Below are 24,192 nucleotides of genomic sequence, written 5' to 3' on the forward strand. Positions count from 1 at the left end.
CCTGAGACTCTTATGACGCCTGACAAATCCGGGGGCAGCGCCAGTCCCGTTCCGGTATCATGCCCAGATCCAATAGCGACAGGAATGGATGTGTCTATGCCACCCTCAACTGGCCCCGCCCTTACACCTCGCAGGGCCTCGCAACTACGGCTGCTGCTGGCGCTTACCGCCACCCTGCTGCTGGTAGGCCTCAGCGCACCCATGCTGACCATCGAACAGTTCCTGCTTATCAAGAGCAGTTTTTCGGTACTTTCCGGCACCTGGCAGTTACTGCTGCAGGGCCAGTATCTGCTGTTCCTGCTCATCGCAGCGTTCAGCATAGTACTGCCGATACTCAAGCTGCTGGTGCTGCTTCGCCTCACCGATGCGGCGATACAGCACGACAGCCGGCTGCCACGCTACCTGAAACTGATGCATGACTACGGCCGCTGGTCGATGCTTGATGTATTCGTGGTGGCGGTACTGGTGGTGACGGTCAAGCTCGGCGCCATCGCCCAGGTACAAATTCATTACGGCCTCTATGCCTTTTGCGCCGCCATTCTGCTAACCCTTTTTATCACTGCACGCATCAGCCGCCTCAAGCCCGACAACGGCTGAGATCTGGTTGCATCACCCGGCATGCCCTACTCCATGACTGTACTACCCATAGACGAGATACTGCCTGCTCTGAAACAGGCACTGACCCTGCATACCGAAGCCGTGCTTGAAGCCCCACCCGGCGCCGGCAAAACCACGCGAGTACCGCTGGCTCTGCTGCACGAGCCCTGGCTGGCGGGGCAGAAGATTCTCATGCTCGAACCCAGACGCCTGGCCGCCCGGGCCGCCGCCGAGCGCATGGCCCAGACTCTGGGCGAAAAGGTTGGCCAGACGCTGGGGTATCGCATTCGCTTTGATACCCGCGTGGGCCCCAACACCCGCATTGAGGTAGTAACCGAGGGCATTCTGACCCGCATGCTGCAGTCCGACCCCTCGCTTGAGGGTGTCGGCCTGGTGATATTCGATGAGTTTCATGAACGCAGCCTGGATGCAGACCTCGGTCTTGCCCTGACGCTGCAGGGCCGAGCACTGCTGCGCGACGACAACCCGCTGCGCCTCCTGCTGATGTCCGCCACCCTCAATGGCGATGCCAGCGCCCGCCTGCTGGGCGGCGCACCGCTGATTCGCAGTGAGGGCCGCAGCTGGCCGGTCAACATCCACTACGGCGCAGGCGCCCAACCGGGCGAGCGCATCGAGCCGCGCGTTGCTGCCACAGTAATGGAGGCACTGCGCGAAGAGAGCGGCAGCGTATTGGTATTTCTTCCCGGACAACGGGAAATTCGCGAAACCCATCGCCTGCTGCGCGACCAGCTGCATTCGCTGGGCTCAGGTAGTGATAGCATCCTGTTGAGCCCGCTGTACGGGGACCTCAGTCTGGACGCCCAGCGCAGCGCCATAGCTCCGGCAGCACCGGGCCAGCGCAAGGTAGTACTGGCGACCGCCATTGCCGAAACCAGCCTGACTATCGAGGGCGTGCGGGTTGTGGTCGACAGCGGCCTGAGCCGCCAGGCCGTATTCGACCCGGCCACCGGCATGTCACGCCTGCAGACCCGCCGCCTGTCACGGGCCTCCAGCGTGCAACGCGCCGGGCGCGCCGGGCGTACTGAGCCCGGCCTCTGCTACCGCCTCTGGTCCGAAAGCCAGCAACAGGCACTCAGCCCCCACAGCGAACCGGAGATACGCCAGGCGGATCTGGCGCCGCTAGCGCTGCAACTTTTGCAATGGGGCATCACCGACCCGAACGAACTGGACTGGCTCGATGCACCGGCACCGGGGCCTTACCAGCAGGCACTGGAACTGCTGCAGCGCCTGGGTGGCACGCTGCACGAAGGCCCGCGCTGGAGCCTGACGCCCCACGGCGAGCGCATGGCGCAGCTGCCGGCCCATCCACGTCTGGCGCATATGCTGCTGGAAGGCTGCCGACTCGGCCTGCTGGAGCTGGCCTGCGATCTCGCCGCGCTGCTGTCCGACCGCGATCCACTGGGGCGTGCCCAGGCCGACATTGCCCTGCGTCTTGCCTGGCTGCACGGCGATATCAAACGCCAACCCCAGGAGCGCGCCCAGTGGCAACGCCTGCGCCAGCAGGTCGATCAGTTCCGCACCCTGTGCCGCAAGCTTGATGTACTCCCACAGAGTGCGAACAAAATATCTCCAGACAATGCCATTGCCGTGCTGATCGCCTGCGCCTATCCCGACCGCATTGCCGTGCGCCGCCAGCCCCAGGGACTGGATTACCAGCTCAGCAACGGACGCAGCGCCCGCATGAACCCGGACGACCCTCTGCGCAATGCGCCCTGGCTGGCAACAGCCCAGCTGAGCGGGCGCAGCGGTGACAGCGTAGATCGCATCCAGCTTGCCGCCGCCCTGGACCCTGTGCTGTTTGACGGCCCCCTGGCCGCCCTCGTAGAGACCCGCGACCAGGTTCACTGGCAGGACAGTGAAAACCGCCTCATAGCCGAGCGCCAGCAGAAAATAGGCAACCTGGTTCTGGCCCGTGAACCTCTTAATCGCATTGAACCCGGGGCCCGGGCGGCCGCACTCTGCGCCCTGATCCGCAAGCGCGGCCTCGGGCTACTGCCCTGGACCCAGAACCTGCAGCGCTGGCGCACCCGCGTCACCTTTGTACGGCGCCAGGCACTGCTGCAGAACACCAATGCAGGCAGCGATGCCGCCTCAGACACCGCCTCCTGGCCCGACCTGTCCGATCAGGCCCTGTTGGACACGCTCGAGACCTGGCTGCTGCCCTGGCTCGACCGGGTCAGCCATATCAATCATTTTGCCGCCCTGGATCTGAGTACCATCCTGCACAACCTTCTGCCCTGGCCGCTGCCGCAGCAACTCGACAGGCTGGCGCCGGAGCACTATCAATTGCCCTCCGGCAATCGCGCACGCATCGACTACGAGCAGGATCCGCCGGTGCTGGCGGTCAAACTGCAGGAGCTGTTCGGCTGCTCACAGACGCCGCGTATCGGCCGGGTCGCTCTGAAATTGCACCTGCTCTCACCGGCACAGCGCCCACTGCAGGTCACCCAGGATCTGGTGAGTTTCTGGAACAACAGTTACCGCGACGTACAAAAGGATATGAAGGGACGCTACCCCAAGCACCACTGGCCGGACGACCCCATGGCCGCCACGCCAGGCACGGGTATAAAACGCCGCAAATGACGCTTCGGCCTGCCAGCTATGACACTAAGCTGGCAGGACAGTAAATGACGGGATGGACTGCAAGGTGACGACTTCAATGACATCAATCGAGACTTCACCTCAGACAAAGAGCGAACCTGCTACCCTCGGCGCTCCCGGTGCACGCCTTGCGCTCTACCTGCCCACCCCACCACTGATTCCGGCCTCCGAGTCCTGTGAAACAGACCTCGACATACCGGGCCTTATTCAGCACAACGGCAACCACTGGCGCAAGATTCTTAGCATACTGGCCAAGCTCGCCACACCAGCGGATCGGCGCTGGCAGGACTATCGGGATATTGAACTGCTGCAACGCAACGAGATTATAAGTTTTGCCGACCACCTTCTGTCCAATGCCGACTGGCACCTGGTCGCCGGCAAGGCCAGCTGGCAGCGCCTGGGATTTGAACCGAGCAACTTCAGCCCACTGGACGATGAAGGGCGGGTTCTGGTGCGCGACAATGTGCTGCTTACACCCTACCCCGATTACCGACAGTTCCCCAACCGAATGGTAGAGCAGGTACGCCGGCTCGTGAAAGCTGAAAGCTGAAAGCTGAAAGCTGAAAGCTGAAACAAAGATAACGGTATAAAATCGGAATACAAACGATAGATTGCGCTCAGCTATTCAAGCAGAAAACCTATCGACCAACACGCAGAATGGACGGCCCGAACCCCGAAAATCAAGACTCGCACCACCCTTGCTAACTATTCTCGACTGGCTTAACGATCCGGCAGGGTCACGTTCAGCTCAAGAATCGAGCAGTGATCGTTGTTTTCCAGCTGGATGTTTACGCTGTCTTGATCGATGGCGACGCCCTGCTCATATAAAGAGCCGGATCACATCGAGGATTTCCTGATGCATCTGTACATCTATCGACCAACACGCAGAAAGGGAGGTCCGAACCCCGAAATACAAGGCTCACACTACCCTTAATAGCCATTCTCGACCAGCTTAGCGGTCCGGCAGGGTCACGTTCAGCTCAAGGATCGAGCAGTGATCATTGTTTTCCAGCTGGATGTATACGCTTTCCTGGTCGATGGCTACGCCCTGCTCATATAAAGAGCCGGATCACATCGAGGATTTCCTGCTGTTTTTTCGGCAGGTAGTCAAAAAACGCAGCGCAGAGCCCTCTCTACAAAGCTCAGGACTCACACCACTCTGACAGCTATCTTCGTTAGCGGTCCGGCAGGGTTACGTTCAGCTCAAGGATCGAGCAGTGATCATTGTTTTCCAGCTGGATGTTTACGCTGTCTTGGTCGATGGCGACGTATTTGCGAATCACATCGAGGATTTCCTGCTGCATCTGCGGCAGGTAGTCCGGTTGCTGGCGCTGTCCGCGTTCGTGTGCAACGATAATTTGCAGCCGCTCCTTGGCAACCGACGCAGACGAGTTCTTTGTTTTGCTGCGAAAGTAATCAAAAATGCTCACTACTTACCTCCCAGCAGGCGTTTAAAGAATCCCTTTTTCTGCACTTCAAGGAAGCGATGTTCAACTACCTCGCCCAGCAAACGCGCCACGGCGTCGCTGTAGGCCTGACCGGCCTCTGTTTCCTGATCCAGTATCACCGGCATCCCCTGGTTTGAGGCCTTTAGCACGGCTTCAGACTCGGGAATAACACCGATCAGCGGGATCGCCAGAATATCTTCGACGTCCTGCACGCTGAGCATTTCACCGGCCTGCACGCGGGCCGGGTTATAGCGGGTCAGCAGCAGATGCTCCTGCACCGGCTCTTCTCCGGCTTCCACACGACGGGTCTTGCTTTGCAGAATGCCCAGAATGCGATCGGAGTCACGTACCGAGGACACTTCCGGGTTGGTAACAACCACGGCGATATCGGCGTAGTAAAGCGCCATCTGGGCGCCCTTTTCGATCCCGGCCGGGGAGTCGCAGACGATGTAATCGAAATCACGGGACAGCTCGTTCAGCACCGCCTGTACGCCTTCCTGACTCAGGGCATCCTTGTCGCGGGTTTGAGAGGCCGGCAGTATGAACAGGTTCGGTGTGCGCTTGTCCTTGATCAGAGCCTGATTGAGTGTTGCTTCTTTGTTGATGACGTTAACGAAGTCATATACCACGCGCCGCTCGCAGCCCATGATCAGATCAAGGTTACGCAGGCCAACGTCAAAATCGATAATGGCGGTTTTAAAGCCCCGCAAGGCAAGACCTGTGCCGATGGCGGCGCTACTGGTCGTTTTGCCAACGCCCCCTTTGCCGGAGGTCACCACGATAATTTTAGCCAACACCCTCTCCTCAGTTCTGCCTGCTTCAGCCGGTTCGCGAGTATTCATCAAAGCGCATCCACATGCAACGTGTCGTCTTGCAGATACACCTGTGACGGCGCCTTCCAGCTCAGTTCGCGCAGACTGTCGCTCAATTTAAAATTGCCGGCAACGGACACCAGTTCCGCTTCCAGACTCTGGCAAAAAATGCGCGCCTGTACATCGCCCCGCACCCCCGCCAAAGCACGGCCCCTTAGAGGTCCGTAAACATGAATATGGCCATCGGCCAAAATCTCGGCACCTTCACTCACAGCGGCCATAACAATCAGGTCGCTGCCCTCCGCGTACACCTGCTGACCAGAACGAATCGGGCGGGTAATAATTTTACTGGGGCGATGTACCAGTTTTTCCTCCACCACCGTACGCACCACCACTTCAGGCTCAGGCACCGCGGATTCAGGCACAGGTGCACGTCCGCCCTGCCCGGCCGGAATCAGTACCAGCCCGGTAGCCTCAAGCACATCCGCCAGCGCCGTCGGGGCACCCTTGAATGCCATGGGGCGCAGGCCGAAGTCACGGCACAGGGCGATCAATTCCGGAAAATCGATGGCCGGAGCATCCGCCTCGAGCTTTTCAAGACTGATGACTACCGGAGTCTGATGGAAAAACATCGGCGCCTGACGCACTTTGGCACTGAGCTCAGCACTGAAATCGGCACGGGAATAGCGGTACAGCTCGAGTACGATCGCGGTTACAACACTTCCTTTTAACTGGAAGCTAAGTTGATTCATGCACCTGGTCCTTCTGCTGCGGCAGTGCGCCGGCCCTAAAGCCGGTTATTCTACTGAACTTGCGTCATCAAGGGATAGCAACTTACAGCTGATGGTCGTGAATGAAGGCATTGAGGCTGTCATAGCTCCAGGCTGAGCCATCGGGACAGAGGTGGCCGTGCTCGTTAAGCTTGTCGACCATAACCTTGAGATTATCGCCTTTCTTGCGCAAACCCCTGACAAACCCAATGGCCTCGTCAATACGAAGCTGGCGCGCCGGATCCGGTGCCTCATTATCCTTCTTGCGTGTTACGACCACCTTGATTGATTTGCTCATTCTGCGTTCCTGCGCTGATGATTATGGGCAATATAATGCCGTTTTAAGACGCAGGCGCGCAAGTCTGAGAAAGATCATGGGTAACCAGCAGGAAAAGGCAGGGGCAACAAGGGGCAAGGGGCAGGAGAAAAGGCAGGGGCTAGCAAACGAATATAAAAGCGCGGGACGGGCCACAAACGGATTAAGCACTCAACAGCCGGGCGCCATGGCGGCGCCCGGTACGCAGGATCAATCCTTGCGTGCGGTTACTTCCAGCAGGTGGTAACCGAACTGAGTCTTGACCGGACCCTGAACCGTGTTAAGCGGCGCGCTGAATACAACCTGGTCGAATTCAGGCACCATCTGGCCGCGGCCAAAGTTGCCCAGATCACCACCACGGGCGCCGGACGGGCAGTCGGAGAATTCGCGTGCCGCTGCGGCGAAATCGCCACCGGCTTCAATGCTGGCCTTCAGTTCCAGACATTTGGCTTCGCTTTTAACCAGGATGTGACGTGCACTTGCAGTTGCCATGTTCGCTCCACTCGCTCTGTTGCGTTTGTCAGGCCCGTCAGCTTCGCCGATCAGAGCGTTGCTGACAACCTTTGGAATCAATTAATGGTGATGACCGCCCACACCGTGGGCGTGGCCGTGGGAGACCTCTTCGGCACTGGCTGCGCGTACATCAGTGACTTCAACATCAAAGGTGATCGTCTTGCCCGCCAGTGGGTGGTTCGTATCCACGGTCACCATAAACTTGCCAACCTTCAGAACCTGCACCTGGCGCGCGCCCTGGTCTGTCTTTACCGTGGCAACCATACCCGGGCGCCACTTTTTGGAACCCTGCAGATGCTTGAGCGGAATGCGCTGCTCAGAGTCTTCAGTACGGGAACCGTAGGCATCTTCCGGTGCCAGGGTCACACTGAACACGTCACCAGCACTGTGCCCTTCCAGCGCCTTTTCCAACCCGGCCATCATGTTCTGATGTCCGTGCAGGTACGCCATAGGGTCGCCCTTGCGGCTATTTTCCAGCTCGCTGCCATCGGCATCGTGCAGGTTGTAATGGAACTGCACCACGCAATCTTTGGTGATCTCCATCGAGTCACTCCCACCAGTTTTCAAAGCGCGCCAGTATCGTGCAAACACCGCCGACGGGCAAGTCCCGCCGGCAGTGTTTGCAAAAGCGCCAGCCTCTGAATATATCAGTCGTCGTCGGTATCGGGCACCGGCGGTTTTTTGGTACGCAGCATGGGAGCAAAGCCATCATCCGAAACCACCTTGCTCTTGGCGCGTCCCGGCCTTGGCCGCTCGATAGTACCTTTGAGCTTGTTGCGCGCCTTGCGTCCCATGGGAGCTACTGCTGCCTGTACCGGCACACGCGGCGGCTTAACCGGCTCAGGCACCAGTCCCTTGAACTTGCCGACCATGCCGACAATGGTGGAATACTCGATATCCTGCTGCAGCATGCGACGGATTCGAGTCAGGCTGTCCCAGTCCTTGGGGCCTACCAGGGAAATGGCATCACCCTTGGCACCGGCGCGACCGGTACGGCCGATACGGTGCACATACTCTTCACTGTGCCGCGGCAGATCGAAGTTGATCACCAGTGACACGTTGAGCAGGTCGAGCCCGCGCGATGCCAGATCCGTTGTCACCAGCACCTGTTGCTGACCGCGACTGAAACCATCCATGATGCGATTACGTTCGCTCTGGGCCAGCTCACCGCTGAGCGCTGCAGTTTTAAGGCCGCGCTCACCGAGCCACTGGGCCAGGCGTTCGGTATCGCCGCGGGTAGCGGTGAAGATAATCACCTGCTGAAATTTTTCATCGTTCAGCAGATGTGCCAGCAGTGCCTGCTTGTGATCCAGATGATCGCACAGGAAAAAGCGCTGGCGAATATCGTCATGGGGCCGGGTAATGGCATCAATGGCGATACGTTTGGGGTCCTTCAACAAATCACTGGCCAGGGTTTCAACTTCGGCATGATCCAGCGTGGCCGAGAACAGCAGCGTCTGGCGCAGGCGGTGATTGGCCGCCGTATTGATCTGGCGTAGCTGTTCGGCAAAGCCCAGATCCAGCATGCGGTCAGCTTCATCCAGCACCAGCATCTCAAGGCCTGCCAGCACCAGGGTACGGGCGTCCAGGTGGTTCGCCAGACGCCCAGGAGTGGCGACGACAAAGTCCGGATCGCGCTTGAGCATCTTTTCCTGGTCGTTGAAGTTTTCGCCGCCCTGAATGAGCACACCCTTGAGCTGACTGCCCGCCAACAGGGATCGCAGCTGGCCATACACCTGGCCTGCCAGCTCCCGTGTGGGCACCAGAATGAGCACCCGCGGATCCCGCTTGGTGAGGGACTTGCGCTTGGTGACCCGCTGCAGGGCCGGTATCAGGTAGGCCAGCGTCTTGCCGGACCCCGTCTTGGAGGACGCAATCAGGTCACGATCGTGAAGCGCAAACGGAATCGACTGCTGCTGAATTTCAGTCGCCTGAGTGAAATTCAGCTGTTCAAGCAACTTGAGCAGCCGTTTATCCAGGGGCAGATCGGTGAATAGCAAGGTTTAACTCCAATCAGGGGTAATGGCCGGCAACAGTGCCGACCAGGAATATGCGCGGCGTCTGGTCACTCAACCACCGCGATGCGCAGGGCATCAAGCTCAAGATGAACCAGATCAATCTGTGCCCGAACCTGCTCCAGCTGCTGTTCCAGCAAGGCAATTTCCTCATCACGAATGTTGGGATTTACCTGAGCCAGTGCGCGCATGCGAGTAATCTCGGCGCCCAGCAATTCGTCGGCCCGGGCGCGAGCCTGCTCACGCACCTGCTCATCCTGGGTAGCGGCCAGCGTTTCGGCCCGTTCCACCATCTCGGCAATCTGTGGCCTGGCATGGCTCACCAGTGACTGGGCCGTGCGGCGCCCGACACGTTCGGCCAGCTTGTTGAGGTGGCCATGGGCGATAATGCCACTGAGGTTATTGCCGTTGTTATCAAACACCAGGCGCACCGAGTGCTGCCCCAGATAACGCTGCATCTGCAAGGCGCGCGGCGCTGTGCAACGCAGGTTGAAAAAGGCTTCGAGCAACAGAGTGCCCGGCGGCAGCGGCGGCAGCTTGAGGCTGCACAGCGCCGTATTGCCAAACTCGCCATCGCTGATCAGCTCCATGGAGCCACTCACCAGCGGATGCTCCCAGGTAAGAAACTGCATGTCCTCGCGGGACAGCGCCAGGGCGCGCTGGAAGGTAGCGGTAATGCCATCCTCCGGCAGACCCGGCAGGCTCGACACCGGCATATGATTGCCCGGATGCAGCACCATGCTGTCGGGACCATGGGTCTGCTGCTCGACGCCGAACAGGTCGAACACCCGTTCCATGTAACCGGCCAGCTCCAGTGATCGGGACGCTTCGGCCACATGTTCGATCATGCGCGCGGCGGGCTCGGGCTGGCAGGAATTAAGTTCCAGCAAACGATCGCGCCCGGCCTGCAGCTGCTCCAGCAGCTCGTCGGCACGGTGGCGCGTGTCGTCCAGCAACTGCTGCAACTGTTCTTCGTCGTAGCACAGCAGCAGCTCGCGCAGGGCCGGTGCGAACTGCTGGAACAGCGCCTGGCCTGCCGGGCTGCAACGCTTGAATGCATTGATGCCCAGGTCAAACCAGTTCAGCAGTACCGCCTGCGGACTCTCCTCGAAATAGGGCACGTGAATCTGCACATCATTGCGCTGGCCGATACGGTCCAGGCGGCCAATGCGCTGCTCCAGCAAGTCAGGGTTAAGCGGCAGATCAAACAGCACCAGATGATGGGCAAACTGGAAGTTACGCCCTTCACTGCCGATTTCCGAGCAGATCAGCACCTGGGCACTGTCGTCTTCATCGGCAAAGTAGGCGGCGGCGCGGTCACGTTCCAGCAGGCTCATGCCTTCATGGAAGACAGCCGCCTTGACACCCTCAAACAGACGCAGCTGTTTTTCCAGCGCCCTGGCCGTGTTCTTGCGCGCACAGATCACCAGCGTCTTGTCTGCGCGGTGTTCACGCAGCCACTCGGAGAGCCATTCGACACGCGGATCCCAGTCGAGCCAGTCTTCGTCAAAGCCGGCTTCGGGATGCAATACGGCCTCAAGATTAGTGTCTACCAGCACGTCGGCGTAGGCTTCTGGCTGCACCAGTGGATAACGGTAAAGTTCGCGTTTGGGGAAGCCCTGGACGCCGTCGCGGGTATTGCGAAACAGCACCCTGCCGGTGCCGTGGCGATCCAGCAGACTGGCGATGGCATCGGTGACCAGATGAGCAATATCGCCGTCTTCCAGCTCTGCGCGCAACGGCGCCAGTGCTGTTTCGCCCAGATAGTGTTCCAGCGAGGCCAGCAATTCAGGCGCATCACGCAGCTGAGCAAGTACATCTTCAGCCTGCAGTCGCTGCACCAGATTACTGATGGTACGGTACTCGGACTCTTCGTCGCGAAACGCCTGCAAGTCGTGGTAGCGATCCGGATCCAGCAGACGCAGGCGCGCAAAGTGACCGTCCTGGCCGAGCTGTTCGGGCGTCGCAGTCAGCAGCAGCAGGCCGGGAATGGCCTTGGCCAGGGATTCGATAACGTTGTAGCTATGGCTCGCCGCTTCTTCGCTCCAGCCCAGATGATGGGCCTCATCAACCACCAGCAGATCCCAACCCGCTTCCATGGCGGCACGATGACGCTCGTCATCGCCGGTCAGGAAGGACAGGCTGCAGAGCACCAGCTGGGCGCTCTCGAAGGGATTGCCTTCACCGGCCGCTTCCAGCGCCACACAGCGCAGCGGATCCAGAATGCTGAATCGCAGATTGAAGCGACGCAACATTTCCACCAGCCACTGATGCACAAGGCTATCGGGCACCACTATCAGCACGCGCTGGGCACGGCCGCTGCACAGCAGCTGATGCATGATCAGACCGGCTTCCACGGTTTTGCCAAGCCCGACCTCATCGGCCAGCAACACGCGCTGCACGGGGCGGCGCGCCACCTGGCTGGCGATAAAATACTGATGCGGCAGCAGCTGTACCCGCCCGCCGAGCAGACCATAGGCCTCGGACTGACGATGGCGCTGCAAATGCTCCTGGGTATCGACCCGCAGCAGGAAAGCGCTGTTCTTGTCGACCTGACCTGCGAACAGGCGATCCTGGGGCTTGCTAAAACGTACGCGACTGTCGAGTTCAAGTTCGGCCAGCGTCAGGCTTTCGCCGTGCTGATCGGTGCCGTGATAGAAAAGACAGCCATTCAGCTCCTGACGCTCGGTGATCTGAAGTTCGATACCAGAAGTGGTACGAACCTTGTCGCCCACCGGGTATTCGACACGGCTCAGCGGCGCATTGGTCACTGCATAGGTGCGCTGTTCTTCGACTGCCGGGAAATTAAGGGTGACGCTACGCCCTGCCTGCTCGACTACAACACCGAGCCCAAGCTCCGATTCCGTGTTGCTTATCCAGCGCTGACCAGGGGAAAACTGCGGCCTTGACAATGTACTTTACTCGCTTTCACTGCTGAATGTTTTAGGCTGCGCATAATAGGTGCTGGGGGCTCTGTGAACAAGTCGCAACGCGCCTTGATACCGCCAGCGCGACTTGCAGCCGCACCCAATCACCCTGTGCGCCCCCGTCTGCCCAGTTAACGACAAACGACAGGCGCTGGCACAACCTGACCAAAGCTGCAAAATTAATAGGCGCCCGTGACGGCGCTTTTGCGGTATTCTATGCAGCCATTCAAACAGTCTAGCTGGCGAACCCCCGAACGATGTCCTTTCTCGACCTCGATTTAGATCTCGAACTGCAACAGCACCTGATCGAATCCGGCTTTTCAAGCCCGACGCCGATCCAGCAGCAATCCATTCCGCTGACACTCGATGGCCAGGACATCCTTGCCACGGCCCCCACCGGCAGCGGCAAGACTCTGGCTTTCTTGCTACCTGCGTTGCAGCACTTGCTGGATCAGCCGCCGCGTACCGGGTTGTCGCCACGGGTATTGGTTCTGAGCCCAACCCGCGAGCTGGCCAGCCAGATTCTGCGCGTGGTTGAGTCGTTCGCCGCCGAGCTTTCGATGGACTGCGGTCTGATCGTGGGCGGCGTGCCTTACGGCAACCAGAAGCAGATCATGGAAACCGGTATGGATCTGCTGATCGCCACGCCTGGTCGCCTGCTGGAACTGGACGAAAAAGGCTGGGTTGACCTCAGCGACGTTAACCTGTTGATCATCGACGAAGCCGACCGCATGCTGGATCTGGGTTTCCAGGAACCGCTGAACGAGATTGCCAGCCTGGTGCCGGTCGCGCACCAGACGCTGATGTTCTCCGCCACCCTGGAATCTGCCCCTATCCAGATTCTGGCCGGCAAGTTGCTCAAGCCCGAAGCTGCCCAGGTTGCGGTCAGCAACGCCCGCTCCATGGCCGGTAATATCGAACACAGCATCCTGCGCGCCGATAACGACGAGCACAAGCTCGCCCTGTTCAAGTCTTTGATCAGCGATGAAAGCATCGATCAGGCGCTGGTTTTCGTTAACAGCCGCAAGCAGGTCGAACAGTGGGTCGCCATAGTGCGGGCCATGGGCATCATGTGCGACGGCCTGCATGGAGAGATGGATCAGGGCGATCGCACGCTGCACATGAAGCAACTGCGCCGCGGTCGACTCAAGGTTCTGGTGGCGACCGATGTTGCCTCCCGCGGCCTCGATCTGGCCCATATCAGCCATGTTATCAACCTGAACCTGCCCCTCAAGGCTGACTCCTATATTCACCGCGCCGGACGCGCCGGACGTGACGGCTCCCAGGGCATCGCGGTCTCCATTGTCGATTCCCTCGACTGGCCCCGTGTTGGTCGTATCGAACGCTACCTGCAGCAGCCGCTCAAGCGCCGCAAGATAGAAGGCCTGGAACCCAGCAAGCCCGAGCCTCAGGCCAACAAGCAGGCCAAGAAAAGCAAAGCCAAGGCCAAAGCGAAGAAGAAAGCCGACATCAAGCCCGGCGTCAAACCCGGCAAGTCCCGCAAGAAGGTCAAGGGTCCGCGCCCCGCCACGCCACGCCAGCCTGAAGAAGCCGGCGAACAAGCAGGCAACAGCGCCAAACCCCGCAGTGCAGGCAGCGGCGCTGCGCGTCCGGCGTCCGGCTCTTCATCCGACAAGGCTCGCACAGGTCGCTCAGGCGCTACTGGCAGCAATAGCAGCCGTGACAGCAGCCGCAGCGACGACCGCAAGCCAAGCGGAAGCACGCCTCGCAGCAGCGACTCTCGCAACAGTACCCGCAGCGACGGCCCGCGCACTGCCGGTGGCCGCACTCAGGGCACCAGGTCCGGTGGCGGACGGGACAACAAGAGCCGCGGTTAGCCCCGCGTTCACAATAATTATGCAGACACAGGGGCACAAACGAATGGATTAAAAGCCCGGCAGCTTTTAATCTGTGTCTTTGTGTTTGCAATAATGCACATCTAACGCCGTCAGATCTGTCAGGACATATTCGCAGGGAGCGCCTACACGGCCATGACACTTTTAGCTCGCATCACCGCTCACATCAGCGCCTGGCGCCAACACCGCAGAAATTGTAGCCGCAGCAGAAGTCAAACCTGGCTGCTTGCGGCCCTGTGTATCGCCCTGCTGCAGGGCTGTGCCGGCAATGGCGTCACCGAGCCCCCCGCCGTAATTTCTGTGCAGCCACCACACACCAGCATCGAACAGCAGACTGTCAGCCAGCTGTATGAGCTGCACCGCCAATGGCGCGGCACACCCTATCGTTATGGCGGCAGCAGCCGTAATGGCATCGACTGCTCGGCCCTGATCCAGAATGGCTTTCGCCAGCACTTCAGCCAAGAACTGCCGCGCACCACCGAAGGCCTGCTCAGGGTGGGCGATACCATCGCCGCTGATGAACTGCGCGCGGGCGACCTTGTTTTTTTCAGAACGGGCAGCTATGGCCGCCACGCCGGTATTTATATTGAAAACGGCCGTTTTCTGCATGCATCCACCAGCAAGGGCGTAATGATTTCGGATATGAAAAACCCCTACTGGAAACGCCACTACTGGACCGCTCGCAGAATCGAGCTGCCCGTCACAACAGAATCCTGAGGGCATTTCCGCAGTCTGCGCATAATGTTTTTCCAGCCCTGTGCGGCTATGCAATAATAGCCGCCCATTTAAGCAATCTGATTTCAAGGTCGGTTAACGTGAGCAACAAGATCATCGCATTTCAGGGTTACAAAGGTGCTTATTCGCACCTGTCCTGCGTCCGTGTACATCCGGAAATGGAAGCCTTTGCCTGCGAGACTTTTAGCCACGCGATGTTTATGGTGGAACGCGGGGAAGCCAATCTGGCCATGATCCCGCTGGAAAACTCCACCGCAGGCCGGGTGGAAGAAATTTACCGCCTGATGCCCAAAACCGAACTGCACATTATCGGGGAACACTTTGAGCCGGTGAACCACTGCCTGCTGGGCATACCCGGCAGCCGCATCCAAGACATCACCGAAGCGGCCTCCCACCCCCAGGCGCTGGCCCAGTGCGACACTCATCTCAAATCCCTCGGCATTGCACCTGTCGCAAGCCTGGACACCGCAGGTGCGGCCGCCGAACTTGCCGCGACCCCTAACAAGCATATGGCTGCCATCGCCTCGAGCCTGGCCGCTGAACTCTATGGGCTGGATATACTGCGGGAGAATTTCCAGGACAAAACCGGCAATACCACCCGCTTTTTGATTCTGTCCAAAACCAGCCAGATGCCGGTGTTTGATCCTGCTGTCACCTTTATGACATCGATCATGTTCGCCGTACGCAACATGCCGGCGGCGCTGTACAAGGCCCTCGGCGGCTTTGCCACCAACGGCGTCAACGCCATCAAACTCGAAAGCTACATGGCCTCAGACACCATGCAGGCCACCAGCTTTCACCTGGATGTGGAAGGCCACCCGGATCAGCGTTCCATGCAATACGCACTGCAGGAACTGGATTTCTTCGCCAAGGACGTGCGCATCATGGGCACCTACCCGGCGCACCCGTTCCGCTACCGCAAAGACACCCTGGTGGAATAAGACTTAATCGAAAAAGGGCCCGCCAGCCGGCGAGCCCTATTTATGCAACTGACATCAAGCGTTTTAACCCTGCCTGACACCTTCGGTTCTTAAAACTCTGCGCTGCAAAGCCTGTACTCAACTACCGAGATTAAGCTTGTAAGCCTGCACCCGATCAATGATCCAATCTTTATCGCAGCCACCCGCTACGCAAAGTTAACGTAAAATGTTTTCTTTTCCAGATACTGCTCGAATCCGTATTTTCCATCTTCACCACCGGAACCGCTCATTTTGTAGCCGTTATGGAAGCCCTGATGCTGCTCGCCATGACCCCGATTGATATAGATCTCACCGAATTCAAGCTCAGTATTACAACGCATAATGGTTTTCATGTCGTTAGTGCATACCATCGCGGCCAGTCCGAATTCACAGTCATTGGCATATCCGATGACTTCGTCGAGGCTGCTGAATTTCACCACCGGCAAGATTGGGCCAAAAGCCTCTTCATGGATAATCGTCATGTCCTGGGTTACATCGACCAGTACTGTGGGTTCAAACCAGAATCCCTTATCAAAGCCTGCACCCGTCATGCGCTTGCCGCCGGTAGCGATCTTCGCGCCCTCTTCCAGACTTTTAGCGACCAGATATTCCATGTGCTCCAATTCGGATCGATTAACCTTGGGTCCAATATCTGTGCTGGCCAGCATCGGATCACCCACCTTTAAGCGGCGTACCTTGCCTAAAAATTTATCCATGAATTCATCATAAATGCTTTCATGCAGATACATGCGCTCGTTGCAGGTGCACACCTGGCCACAGTTGTCGAAACGTGAATGCACAGCCGCATCCACGGCCACATCCAGATTCGCATCCGCAAACACAATGAACGGCGCCTTGCCACCGAGCTCCAGCTGCACATGAGCCAGGTTTTCAGACGCCGCGCGGAAAATCGACTGCCCCGCAGGCGTACTTCCCGTCATGGTGACCATTTTAGTAATAGGATTTTTCACCAGCGCATTACCCATGACACGACCAGGGCCTGTCACTATATTCAAGACCCCCGCAGGGATGCCCGCCTTATTCGCCAGGTCACCGAGCTCCAGGGTCGCCAGGGGTGTTTCTGCTGTGGGCTTCACAACGATAGCATTACCCGCTACCAGAGCGGGGCCAATCTTGCGGCCCGCCAGCGCCAGCGGGAAGTTCCATGCAGTGATGGCTACAACAACGCCACGGGGTACTTTTTGAATCCAGATCTGTTCATTAGGATTATCCGAAGGAAGAATATCGCCTTCTATTTGGCGCGCCCAATCACAGGCGTACTCAATAAAGGATGCGGTTGCTTCGACCTCGATTTCTGCGACTCGCAGCAGCTTGCCCTGCTCTTGCACCAGCAATTCAGCCAGGTGTGACTTGTTAGTGCGAATTTGCGCCGCAAAATTTCGCATAATATCTGCACGTTGACGTGCTGGAATCATTCGCCATAGCTTTTGCGCAGCCTCAGCCGCCTTAAGTGCTGCCAGGGCATCCGCCTCTGTACCTTTTTGAACAGTGCCGACAACGACTTCACTGGACGGAGAAATAACCGCTGCCGTTTCCCCGCTCACTGATTCACGCCATTCCCCGTTTATAAACAGCTGATAATTCTTCATACAAACCCCTCGTGCAACGCTAGGAGGCTGTCCGACAATACTCAACCTACTGCGAGCCACCTGAGTTTGGCTTTTTTTTGTGCTGTTTTGCGTTAAATAGAACCACTATTCGTCTTAAAACACCGCAAAAAACCGCTCAAATCAGTCGACTCTCGCTACGGCCAGCATTCTCGGACAGCCTCCTAGACGAAATAGTCGTAAATTCGGATATGCACAGCACTTTTATAATGGGCTGCCAGACGGTCACACCACGGATACAAAGAACCGTGCCCAACTTACTGGCTACCCGGTATACAAAACGCTATACACCTAAATAGAATATTGAAACCAATAGCCAGCTATAAAGCCGCCCGTGCTTCTTGCTTAGGATTGAAGACCCTGCACTCTATACGGCCTGATTCATCCAGCATAAAATCGGCACAACGGTCCCCAAGCATCATTGCCGGTGCGTTTGTATTGCCCGCATTGATATCCGGCACAGCAGACATGTCACAGACCCTTAAATTGCTGACGCCCAGCACCCGCATTTTATTGTCAAGCACTGCCAGAGGGTCATCGTCCCGCCCCATTCGACAGGTACCCGCAGGATGATAGTTGGTTTTGACAAAGCGTTTGCAGTGCGCGACAAGGGCATCATCACTCAAGTCGTCCGGCGCGGGCGCGATAATCCGCTTAACACGCGCGGCCAGGGGCCCGGTCTGAAACGCCTTCAAAAAGAAGCGCTGACCCGCCACCATCGCCTGCATATCCTCATCATCCCCGAGTAAATTCGGGCACACCTGCGGCATATCGTCCGGATTCGCCGAACGCAGCCGTACGTATCCGCGGGATTTGGGTTTGACCACAACCGTAGTCACGGTCATCCCATAGGTATCCTCCACCGAGTTTTTCAGATCCCGATCCAGGTACACAATAGGGACACAGAATGCCTGAATCGTTGGCTCGGCTTCGCGCTCAAGCGGATTAACGAAAGCACCCGCCTCAACGCCTGCCGAGGTCACAGGCCCAGAACCAAACAGCTTGAATTGCAAGCCGTTGCGCAGCATCCGCCAGCCAACGCCTTGCTTGAAATATCCGTAGGGGCCATTGGCTGTCGCAATAATCGGGACTTCGGGATGATCAATCAGGTTTTCCCCAACCCCAGCAAGATTCACATGACAGTCAATCCCCATCTCGCGCAAATGCTTCCCGGGCCCAATACCCGACAGCATAAGCAGCTGTGGACTGACCAGAGCGCCGGCGGCCACTACAACCTCACGCCCTACACTGATTCGGTGCAGCTCACCTTTCGCATCGCGATACTGCACGGCAATCGCTACACCGCCGGACAATTCAATTTTCTGAACCGTCGCACCGACTCGCACCGTCAGCGCCGAACAATCGGCAAGCGGCCCAAGATAGGCATAGGCTGAGCTGCTGCGCTTGCCATTACGGTTAGTGAATTGATAAAAACCACAACCCCGCTGGGCTGGCCCGTTAAAGTCATCGTTGTAGGGTTCTCCCAGCGCCTGTACGCTTTGGACAAACCAGCGGGACACATCGTCCACATGCTTGGGGTCTGACACCAGCAGGGGTCCATCAATGCCATGAAGATCATTGCTCAGGCGGTTATTGCCCTCCATGCGGCGAAAATAGGGCAACACGTCCTTCCAGGCCCAGCCTGCATCTGTACCCAGCACCTGATCCCAGGCGTCATAATCGGATGGGCGACCACGCATATAGACCTGCGCATTCACTGAGGATCCGCCCCCCAAAACGTTGCCTTGGGGGATATCCAGTACACGGCCCCCCAACTGTTGCTGCGGCACGGTCTGGTGATAGCGCATGAACTTGCTGCCATTGATCATCTTGAATATACCCGGTGGCATATCCAGCAGCAGGTGCCTGTGGGAGTGACCGGCTTCGAGCAGTAACACAGAGCCGCCACTCTCCCTGGCCAGACGGGCCGCTGCGACACATCCGGCAGACCCTCCTCCAATCACCACATAGTCATACTGCGTTTCCATAGTGCCCCTCACATCACAAGCTAAAACCCATATTGAAAATCACCCAGCAGACTGCTGGCGCACCTGGCTCGCCCGCCGCATTCACTGCATCGCAGTGAATGCACGGCAGCGCTTAACGCGCGCGTGCCTTGTTGATGATTTTGGCCTGAATGATCACCACCACCAGCAGAAAGCCACCACGAATCACGGACTGCCAATAAGCACTAAAGGTGATAGTCCCACTGCCGTTTTCAAAATTGAGGATGTTGAAGATCAGGCCCAGCAGAATGGCGCCCGCCAGAGTGGCACTGATGGATCCAAGGCCTCCGGTCAGTAGCGTTCCTCCCACGACCACCGATGCGATTGCGGACAGTTCCCAACCCATGCCCTCCAGCGGCTGCCCGGCGCCAAATCCGGAAGCCAGCATCACACCCGCCAAGCCCGCTAGAGCACCGCTCAATACATAGACGCCCCACAGTGTCCGCTCGACCTGCAAACCCATCAGCCTGGAAGACTCTTCACTTCCGCCGATCGACAGCAGGTGGCGACCAAAGGGAAATTTTTCCAGCAATACCCAGCAGCCGATAAAGACAATAAGGGTCGTCACCACCGGCCAGGGAAGATAATCAAAGGCCTTGCCGAGACCAAAGTGAGTAAAATTACTGTCCCAGGAGACAGGTACCGACTGATTATCGGAAATCACCAACGCCATGCCCCGGGCGCCCAGCATCATGGCCAGCGTCGCGATAAAAGGAACCACTTTGAGCCGGGTGATCACAAAGGCGTTAATTGCTCCTGTAGCCACACCCACCAAAACGCCAACCGGTAACGCAACTTCAATGCCGTAAGGGCTGACAGCAGCAACAACAACGCTTGATAACGCCACCACCGAGCCAACGGACAGGTCGATACCCCCGCTCATAATGACAAACGTCATGCCCAGCGCGATAAGGATAAACATGGAGTTGTAGGACAGAAACGTCATGATGTTGTATTCAGTGAGGAAACTGTCGTAACGTAAGCCCCCAAACATGATCATAAGAACCAGAGCGATCCAGACTCCCTCTGAACGCAAATGAGCGCTACACCTGGATAGAAGCTGAAAAAGATTAGTGCGCGTGCTGGACGGACTATTCATTTTGATCCCCCCCGCATCTGTTGCAGATACACCGCGACAATAATGATGAAGGCTTTCGCCACCATGGCCACAGCATCATGCACACCGTTTGCCAGCAGGGTGTAACCCATCAACTGGATAATGGCAGCACCCAGCACTGCACCTATAACCGGCGCCTTGCCTCCGGTTAACAAGGCACCACCCACAACCGCGGCAGCAATCGCATCCAGCTCCATCAGCTGCCCGGTCTGGTTGGCATCGGATGCCGCGTTAATCGCGGTTGTGATCAAGCCGGCGATACCGGCCAACAGCCCACAGACTGTATAGGTGACAAGCTTTACTTTTTTGACCGGCACACCGGCCAGTTGCGCAGCCTTTTCATTGCCACCCACGGCAAGAAGATAACGTCCAAAGATCGAACGGCGTAAAGTCCAGGCACAGACTAGCGCCAAAACCACAGTAATGACGGCCTGGAATGGAATCCCCAGCAGCCGACCCGTACCCAGAAACTCAAACGCCGGAATATCAAAAGACTGCAACTCACCATTGGTCAGTACCTGAGCGATACCTCGACCGGAAATAAACAGAACTAATGTAGCAATGATAGGTTGTATATTATATCGGCTCACAAGAACGCCATTGAACAGCCCGCCCGCAGAGGCCGCCAACAGGGCTACGGGTATGGCTACCATCAGACCGATAGAAGGGTTACTCATGCCAAAGTCGGATAACATGATCAGTGGCGCCACCGTACCTGCCAGTGCCATCAGAGCTCCCACAGACAAGTCAATTCCGCCGGAAGCAATAACCAGGGTCATCCCAATAGCAACAATCGCAATCGTTGCCACCTGGGTGAGGTTGACATAGAGCGTCTGAATTTCCAGGAAATTTGGCGTAATAGCAAGGTTAACCAATATCAGCAAAAAAAACGCAGATAGGGTACCGTTTCGTGTAAGTATATTTCTTACTTTAAACATCAGCGGCTTCGGAGAGTTTCCGAAGGTAATCGTTGTATCTGTCATATCAACGCCCCACTATAGCCTGAGCTACAAATATCTGTAGCAGGAGAACCAAGAGTATTATTGTTTTGCATGCGAAATATGGGAGACCGATTTAATGATTGCATTTACCCTGAGATTTTCACCGCTCAGCTCATCCACACTTTTCCCTTCCTGAATCACAATAACGCGGTCAGCACCCTCAACCAGTTCTTCAAACTCGGAGGAAATCATAAGCACCGCCAAACCGTTATCCGCCAACTCACGAATAAGCAGTTGAATTTCCCGCTTCGCCCCAACATCGATGCCCCGCGTAGGCTCATCAAGAATCAATAATTTAGGGTTAGTCGCCATCCAGCGTGCTAATAACACCTTCTGCTGATTACCGCCGGAAAGCTGCGAGATTGGCTGTTCCATTGAACTGGCTTTTATACCAAGGCGATCCATGTAGCGCGCTACTATTTCTCGCTCTTCAGCTTCAGGAATCAAGCCCCGCCGGGCGAGCCGGGGTAACAGCGCCAGGGTTAGATTCTCCCGAACCGACAACTGCGGGATAATACCGTCCTGCTTGCGATCTTCAGAGCAAAACCCCAACTGAGCATTAATGGCATCGGTGGGCCGCTCAAACTCAACTTCACAACCGTCAATAAAGACCTGGCCTTGTTTCTGATCCCGGTCCAGTCCAAAAATGGCCCGTGCAACCTCAGACCGCCCCGCACCCAGCAACCCGGCCAAACCCAGCACTTCTGCTTTGTGCACCTTAAAAGATACATTTTTGACAGGGCTCGCACCCCCGAGCCCCTCGACCGCCAACATCACTTCACCGATCGGCGTTGATTTAGCCGAAAACCCGGTCGTGCCCCCGGCCTCAACATCGTCGATACTGCGCCCGAGCATGCCGGCAACCATATCCAGCTTTGTCATTTGGGAAATGTGCTTGCGGTCCACCGTTCGACCATCGCGCATCACAGTTATTTCATCACAGATTTCAAACAACTCATCAAGATGATGACTGACATAAAGGATGGCAACACCGGATGCCTTTAGCTCTCGAATAACCCCGAACAACACACTGGTTTCGTGGTCGTCCAGTGAAGAGGTCGGCTCATCCATAATCACAATTCGTGCATCCAGCGCCACAGCCCGCGCAATCGCCACCAGTTGCTGAGTTGCAATATTGAATTCGTTTAGCGGTTTGCGGACATCGAGATCCAGCCCAAAGCGCCGTAACGTCGACCTGGCATGACTGTGCGCCCGCTTCCAGTCCACCATGCCAAACCGTTTGGGCTCGTGCCCAAGACAGATATTTTCCGTTATCGAACGGTAGCCGATAAGGTTAACTTCCTGAAATATGGTACTGATCCCTGCGCACTGAGCCTCATGGGGTGACCCATAGGAGACCTTTTCACCCATGAAAAAAATTTCGCCAGCGTCATGTTTGTAGGCACCGTTGAGAACCTTGATCAAGGTCGATTTTCCGGCACCGTTCTGGCCAATGATGGCATGGACTTCACCCGGCTGAATGATTAGCTCGGCATCGGTGAGCGCGGCTATGCCGCCGAAGGATTTATGAATACCCCGCATACACAAAACAGCTTCCTGATCGGAAACTGCGCCCTGCAGCGCCGCTTGTCCCGCAATGGCTGCGGCCGGGGATAAGTCATGATTAATCACGGTAAACTCCTGGGAGTATCCCTAAATGATGGATGTATATGGGAAGGCGCCAGGCGCCCTCCCACTCACTAGCCGCTCTGGGCGGCGGGCATCATGCTGATTAATAGGCTTCGTCTATATGCTTGGCAGCGTTATCGATAGTGAATATTCGATCGGAAACACGCACCCAGGGCTCAATGGTTTCACCGCCGACGTAGCGCTTTAATGTGGCACAGGCCAGGGGACCAAAGAACGGGCTGGATTCAACCGTCAACGCCATTTTCCCGTCGATAATTGCCTGCAGCGCATCACGGGTCCCGTCAATGGAGACAATAAGAACATCAGTGCCTGGCTTGCGGCCGGACGCTTCCAGCGCCTGAATTGCACCAATCGCCATTTCATCATTGTGGGCATAAATGACATTAACATCCGGGTGGGACTGCAACAGTGTTTCCGTTACCTTGCGTCCCTTGTCGCGCGCAAAGTCACCGGACTGGGAAGCCAGGATTGTCATACCCGCGTGTTTGGCAATTTCATCATCGAAGCCTTTTCTGCGATCATTCGCAGGCGATGATCCAGTGGTTCCCTCCAGCTCGATAATCTTCGCCTGCCCGCCGGTGTTTTCAATCAGCCACTGGGCAGCCAACTGACCCTGTTCGATAAAGTTTGAACCCAGAAATGACACATAGTCACGACCCGCTTGCGCGACCTTGGCATCGACACTCCGGTCAACCAAAAAGACGGGAATACCCTGGGATTTAGCCCGCATGACGGCCGGTAGCAGCGGTCTTTCTTCACGCGGCGGCAAAAAGATAACATCCACTTGCTGGGCAATCATGGAATCCACGTCCGAAACCTGTTTGGCAGCAGAGCCTGCCGCATCTGTATAGACAAGGTCCCAGTTGCAGCTCAGTGCAGCCTCTTTAAAACTCTTGGTTTCGGCGATACGCCAAGGGTTATTACTTTCAGATTGGGCGAAACCGACCTTGTAGCGCTCCTTTTGCTCCAGTACAGGCAGACCCGCACTAACCATGCTCGAGAAAAGCGCTGCTGTTGCGGTTAACGTAATAATTTTATTTATCATTGTTATATCTCCAGTGTTGTTGTTATAAAGAGCTATTTATAAAATTAACGACCTCTGCTTAAAAACGTAAACAGTCCCTCCCAGGCCCTGAAATTACGCCACGTAAGACAATATCTATTAGCCATGAAAATGGTAAAAACCATCTATAGACTGAGATACTCCTTTAATTGAAATT

The 24,192-nt window shown here is 57.0% G+C and carries 20 protein-coding genes; 6 read left to right on the plus strand and 14 right to left on the minus strand.

Translation table 11 applies throughout. The features are described 5' to 3' along the window. Positions 1 to 96 precede the first annotated feature (96 nt). The 3 genes from MPRO_RS11255 (at position 97) to MPRO_RS11265 (ending at position 3,769) form a co-directional block, all read left to right on the plus strand. Positions 97 to 597 (plus strand): paraquat-inducible protein A, encoded by a 501-nt coding sequence (locus MPRO_RS11255; RefSeq protein WP_245635084.1) that lies wholly within the window; start codon positions 97 to 99, stop codon positions 595 to 597. A 33-nt stretch (positions 598 to 630) separates the two neighbouring features. Beyond that, positions 631 to 3,201, plus strand: coding sequence for an ATP-dependent helicase HrpB (gene hrpB, locus MPRO_RS11260; RefSeq protein ID WP_067292114.1), 2,571 nt, complete (start codon positions 631 to 633; stop codon positions 3,199 to 3,201). 76 nt (positions 3,202 to 3,277) lie between these two features. After that, on the plus strand, positions 3,278 to 3,769 hold the full coding sequence (locus MPRO_RS11265; protein ID WP_067292027.1) for a DUF6942 family protein: 492 nt from the start codon (positions 3,278 to 3,280) through the stop codon (positions 3,767 to 3,769). Positions 3,770 to 4,394: 625 nt separating this feature from the next. Here MPRO_RS11265 and minE read toward each other — a convergent pair. The 8 genes from minE to rapA all read right to left on the minus strand — a co-directional run bounded on the left by minE (position 4,395) and on the right by rapA (position 12,005). Next, positions 4,395 to 4,649, minus strand: a complete 255-nt coding sequence (minE, locus tag MPRO_RS11270; RefSeq protein ID WP_067292028.1) for a cell division topological specificity factor MinE — start codon at positions 4,647 to 4,649, stop codon at positions 4,395 to 4,397. Continuing rightward, positions 4,649 to 5,461 (minus strand): septum site-determining protein MinD, encoded by an 813-nt coding sequence (gene minD, locus MPRO_RS11275; protein WP_067292118.1) that lies wholly within the window; start codon positions 5,459 to 5,461, stop codon positions 4,649 to 4,651. The genes minE and minD overlap by 1 nt, the downstream gene beginning before the upstream one ends. Before the next feature lie 47 nt (positions 5,462 to 5,508). Continuing rightward, positions 5,509 to 6,231 carry a septum site-determining protein MinC gene (gene minC / locus MPRO_RS11280; RefSeq protein ID WP_067292029.1) on the minus strand — a complete coding sequence of 241 codons (723 nt, stop codon included), beginning with the start codon at positions 6,229 to 6,231 and terminating at the stop codon, positions 5,509 to 5,511. An 82-nt stretch (positions 6,232 to 6,313) separates the two neighbouring features. After that, positions 6,314 to 6,547: a hypothetical protein gene (locus MPRO_RS11285; RefSeq protein ID WP_067292031.1), complete on the minus strand. Its 234-nt coding sequence runs from the start codon at positions 6,545 to 6,547 to the stop codon at positions 6,314 to 6,316. 228 nt (positions 6,548 to 6,775) lie between these two features. Continuing rightward, positions 6,776 to 7,057 carry a peptidylprolyl isomerase gene (locus MPRO_RS11290; protein WP_067292033.1) on the minus strand — a complete coding sequence of 94 codons (282 nt, stop codon included), beginning with the start codon at positions 7,055 to 7,057 and terminating at the stop codon, positions 6,776 to 6,778. Positions 7,058 to 7,138: 81 nt separating this feature from the next. After that, positions 7,139 to 7,621, minus strand: coding sequence for an FKBP-type peptidyl-prolyl cis-trans isomerase (locus MPRO_RS11295; protein WP_067292034.1), 483 nt, complete (start codon positions 7,619 to 7,621; stop codon positions 7,139 to 7,141). A gap of 104 nt (positions 7,622 to 7,725) precedes the next feature. After that, complete coding sequence (locus MPRO_RS11300) at positions 7,726 to 9,078, minus strand: DEAD/DEAH box helicase (protein ID WP_067292040.1); 1,353 nt, start codon at positions 9,076 to 9,078, stop codon at positions 7,726 to 7,728. A 65-nt stretch (positions 9,079 to 9,143) separates the two neighbouring features. After that, a complete protein-coding gene (gene rapA, locus MPRO_RS11305) occupies positions 9,144 to 12,005 on the minus strand; it encodes an RNA polymerase-associated protein RapA (RefSeq protein WP_067292042.1) in 2,862 nt (953 codons plus the stop codon). A 272-nt stretch (positions 12,006 to 12,277) separates the two neighbouring features. Here rapA and MPRO_RS11310 point away from each other — a divergent pair, with 272 nt between their 5' ends. From MPRO_RS11310 to MPRO_RS11320, 3 genes are all read left to right on the plus strand, one after another. Further along, on the plus strand, positions 12,278 to 13,858 hold the full coding sequence (locus MPRO_RS11310; protein WP_082708672.1) for a DEAD/DEAH box helicase: 1,581 nt from the start codon (positions 12,278 to 12,280) through the stop codon (positions 13,856 to 13,858). Between the two features lie 153 nt (positions 13,859 to 14,011). After that, a complete protein-coding gene (locus MPRO_RS11315) occupies positions 14,012 to 14,593 on the plus strand; it encodes an NlpC/P60 family protein (protein WP_067292046.1) in 582 nt (193 codons plus the stop codon). A 98-nt stretch (positions 14,594 to 14,691) separates the two neighbouring features. Beyond that, positions 14,692 to 15,552, plus strand: a complete 861-nt coding sequence (locus MPRO_RS11320) for a prephenate dehydratase (protein ID WP_067292051.1) — start codon at positions 14,692 to 14,694, stop codon at positions 15,550 to 15,552. Between the two features lie 185 nt (positions 15,553 to 15,737). On the opposite strand, the gene aldA is transcribed toward MPRO_RS11320, so the two are convergent. The 6 genes from aldA to MPRO_RS11350 form a co-directional block, all read right to left on the minus strand. Further along, positions 15,738 to 17,180 (minus strand): aldehyde dehydrogenase, encoded by a 1,443-nt coding sequence (gene aldA, locus MPRO_RS11325; protein ID WP_067292054.1) that lies wholly within the window; start codon positions 17,178 to 17,180, stop codon positions 15,738 to 15,740. Positions 17,181 to 17,518: 338 nt separating this feature from the next. Continuing rightward, positions 17,519 to 19,186 carry a GMC family oxidoreductase gene (locus MPRO_RS11330; RefSeq protein ID WP_067292057.1) on the minus strand — a complete coding sequence of 556 codons (1,668 nt, stop codon included), beginning with the start codon at positions 19,184 to 19,186 and terminating at the stop codon, positions 17,519 to 17,521. 112 nt (positions 19,187 to 19,298) lie between these two features. Continuing rightward, positions 19,299 to 20,198, minus strand: a complete 900-nt coding sequence (locus MPRO_RS11335; RefSeq protein WP_216821293.1) for an ABC transporter permease — start codon at positions 20,196 to 20,198, stop codon at positions 19,299 to 19,301. Positions 20,199 to 20,299: 101 nt separating this feature from the next. After that, positions 20,300 to 21,304: an ABC transporter permease gene (locus MPRO_RS11340; protein ID WP_067292060.1), complete on the minus strand. Its 1,005-nt coding sequence runs from the start codon at positions 21,302 to 21,304 to the stop codon at positions 20,300 to 20,302. A 57-nt stretch (positions 21,305 to 21,361) separates the two neighbouring features. Then, a complete protein-coding gene (locus MPRO_RS11345) occupies positions 21,362 to 22,954 on the minus strand; it encodes a sugar ABC transporter ATP-binding protein (protein ID WP_216821294.1) in 1,593 nt (530 codons plus the stop codon). Between the two features lie 100 nt (positions 22,955 to 23,054). After that, positions 23,055 to 24,017, minus strand: a complete 963-nt coding sequence (locus MPRO_RS11350; protein ID WP_067292063.1) for an ABC transporter substrate-binding protein — start codon at positions 24,015 to 24,017, stop codon at positions 23,055 to 23,057. Positions 24,018 to 24,192 lie beyond the last annotated feature (175 nt).

This window comes from Marinobacterium profundum, assembly GCF_001528745.1.
In the GTDB taxonomy this organism is placed as follows: Bacteria; Pseudomonadota; Gammaproteobacteria; order Pseudomonadales; family Balneatricaceae; genus Marinobacterium_A; species Marinobacterium_A profundum.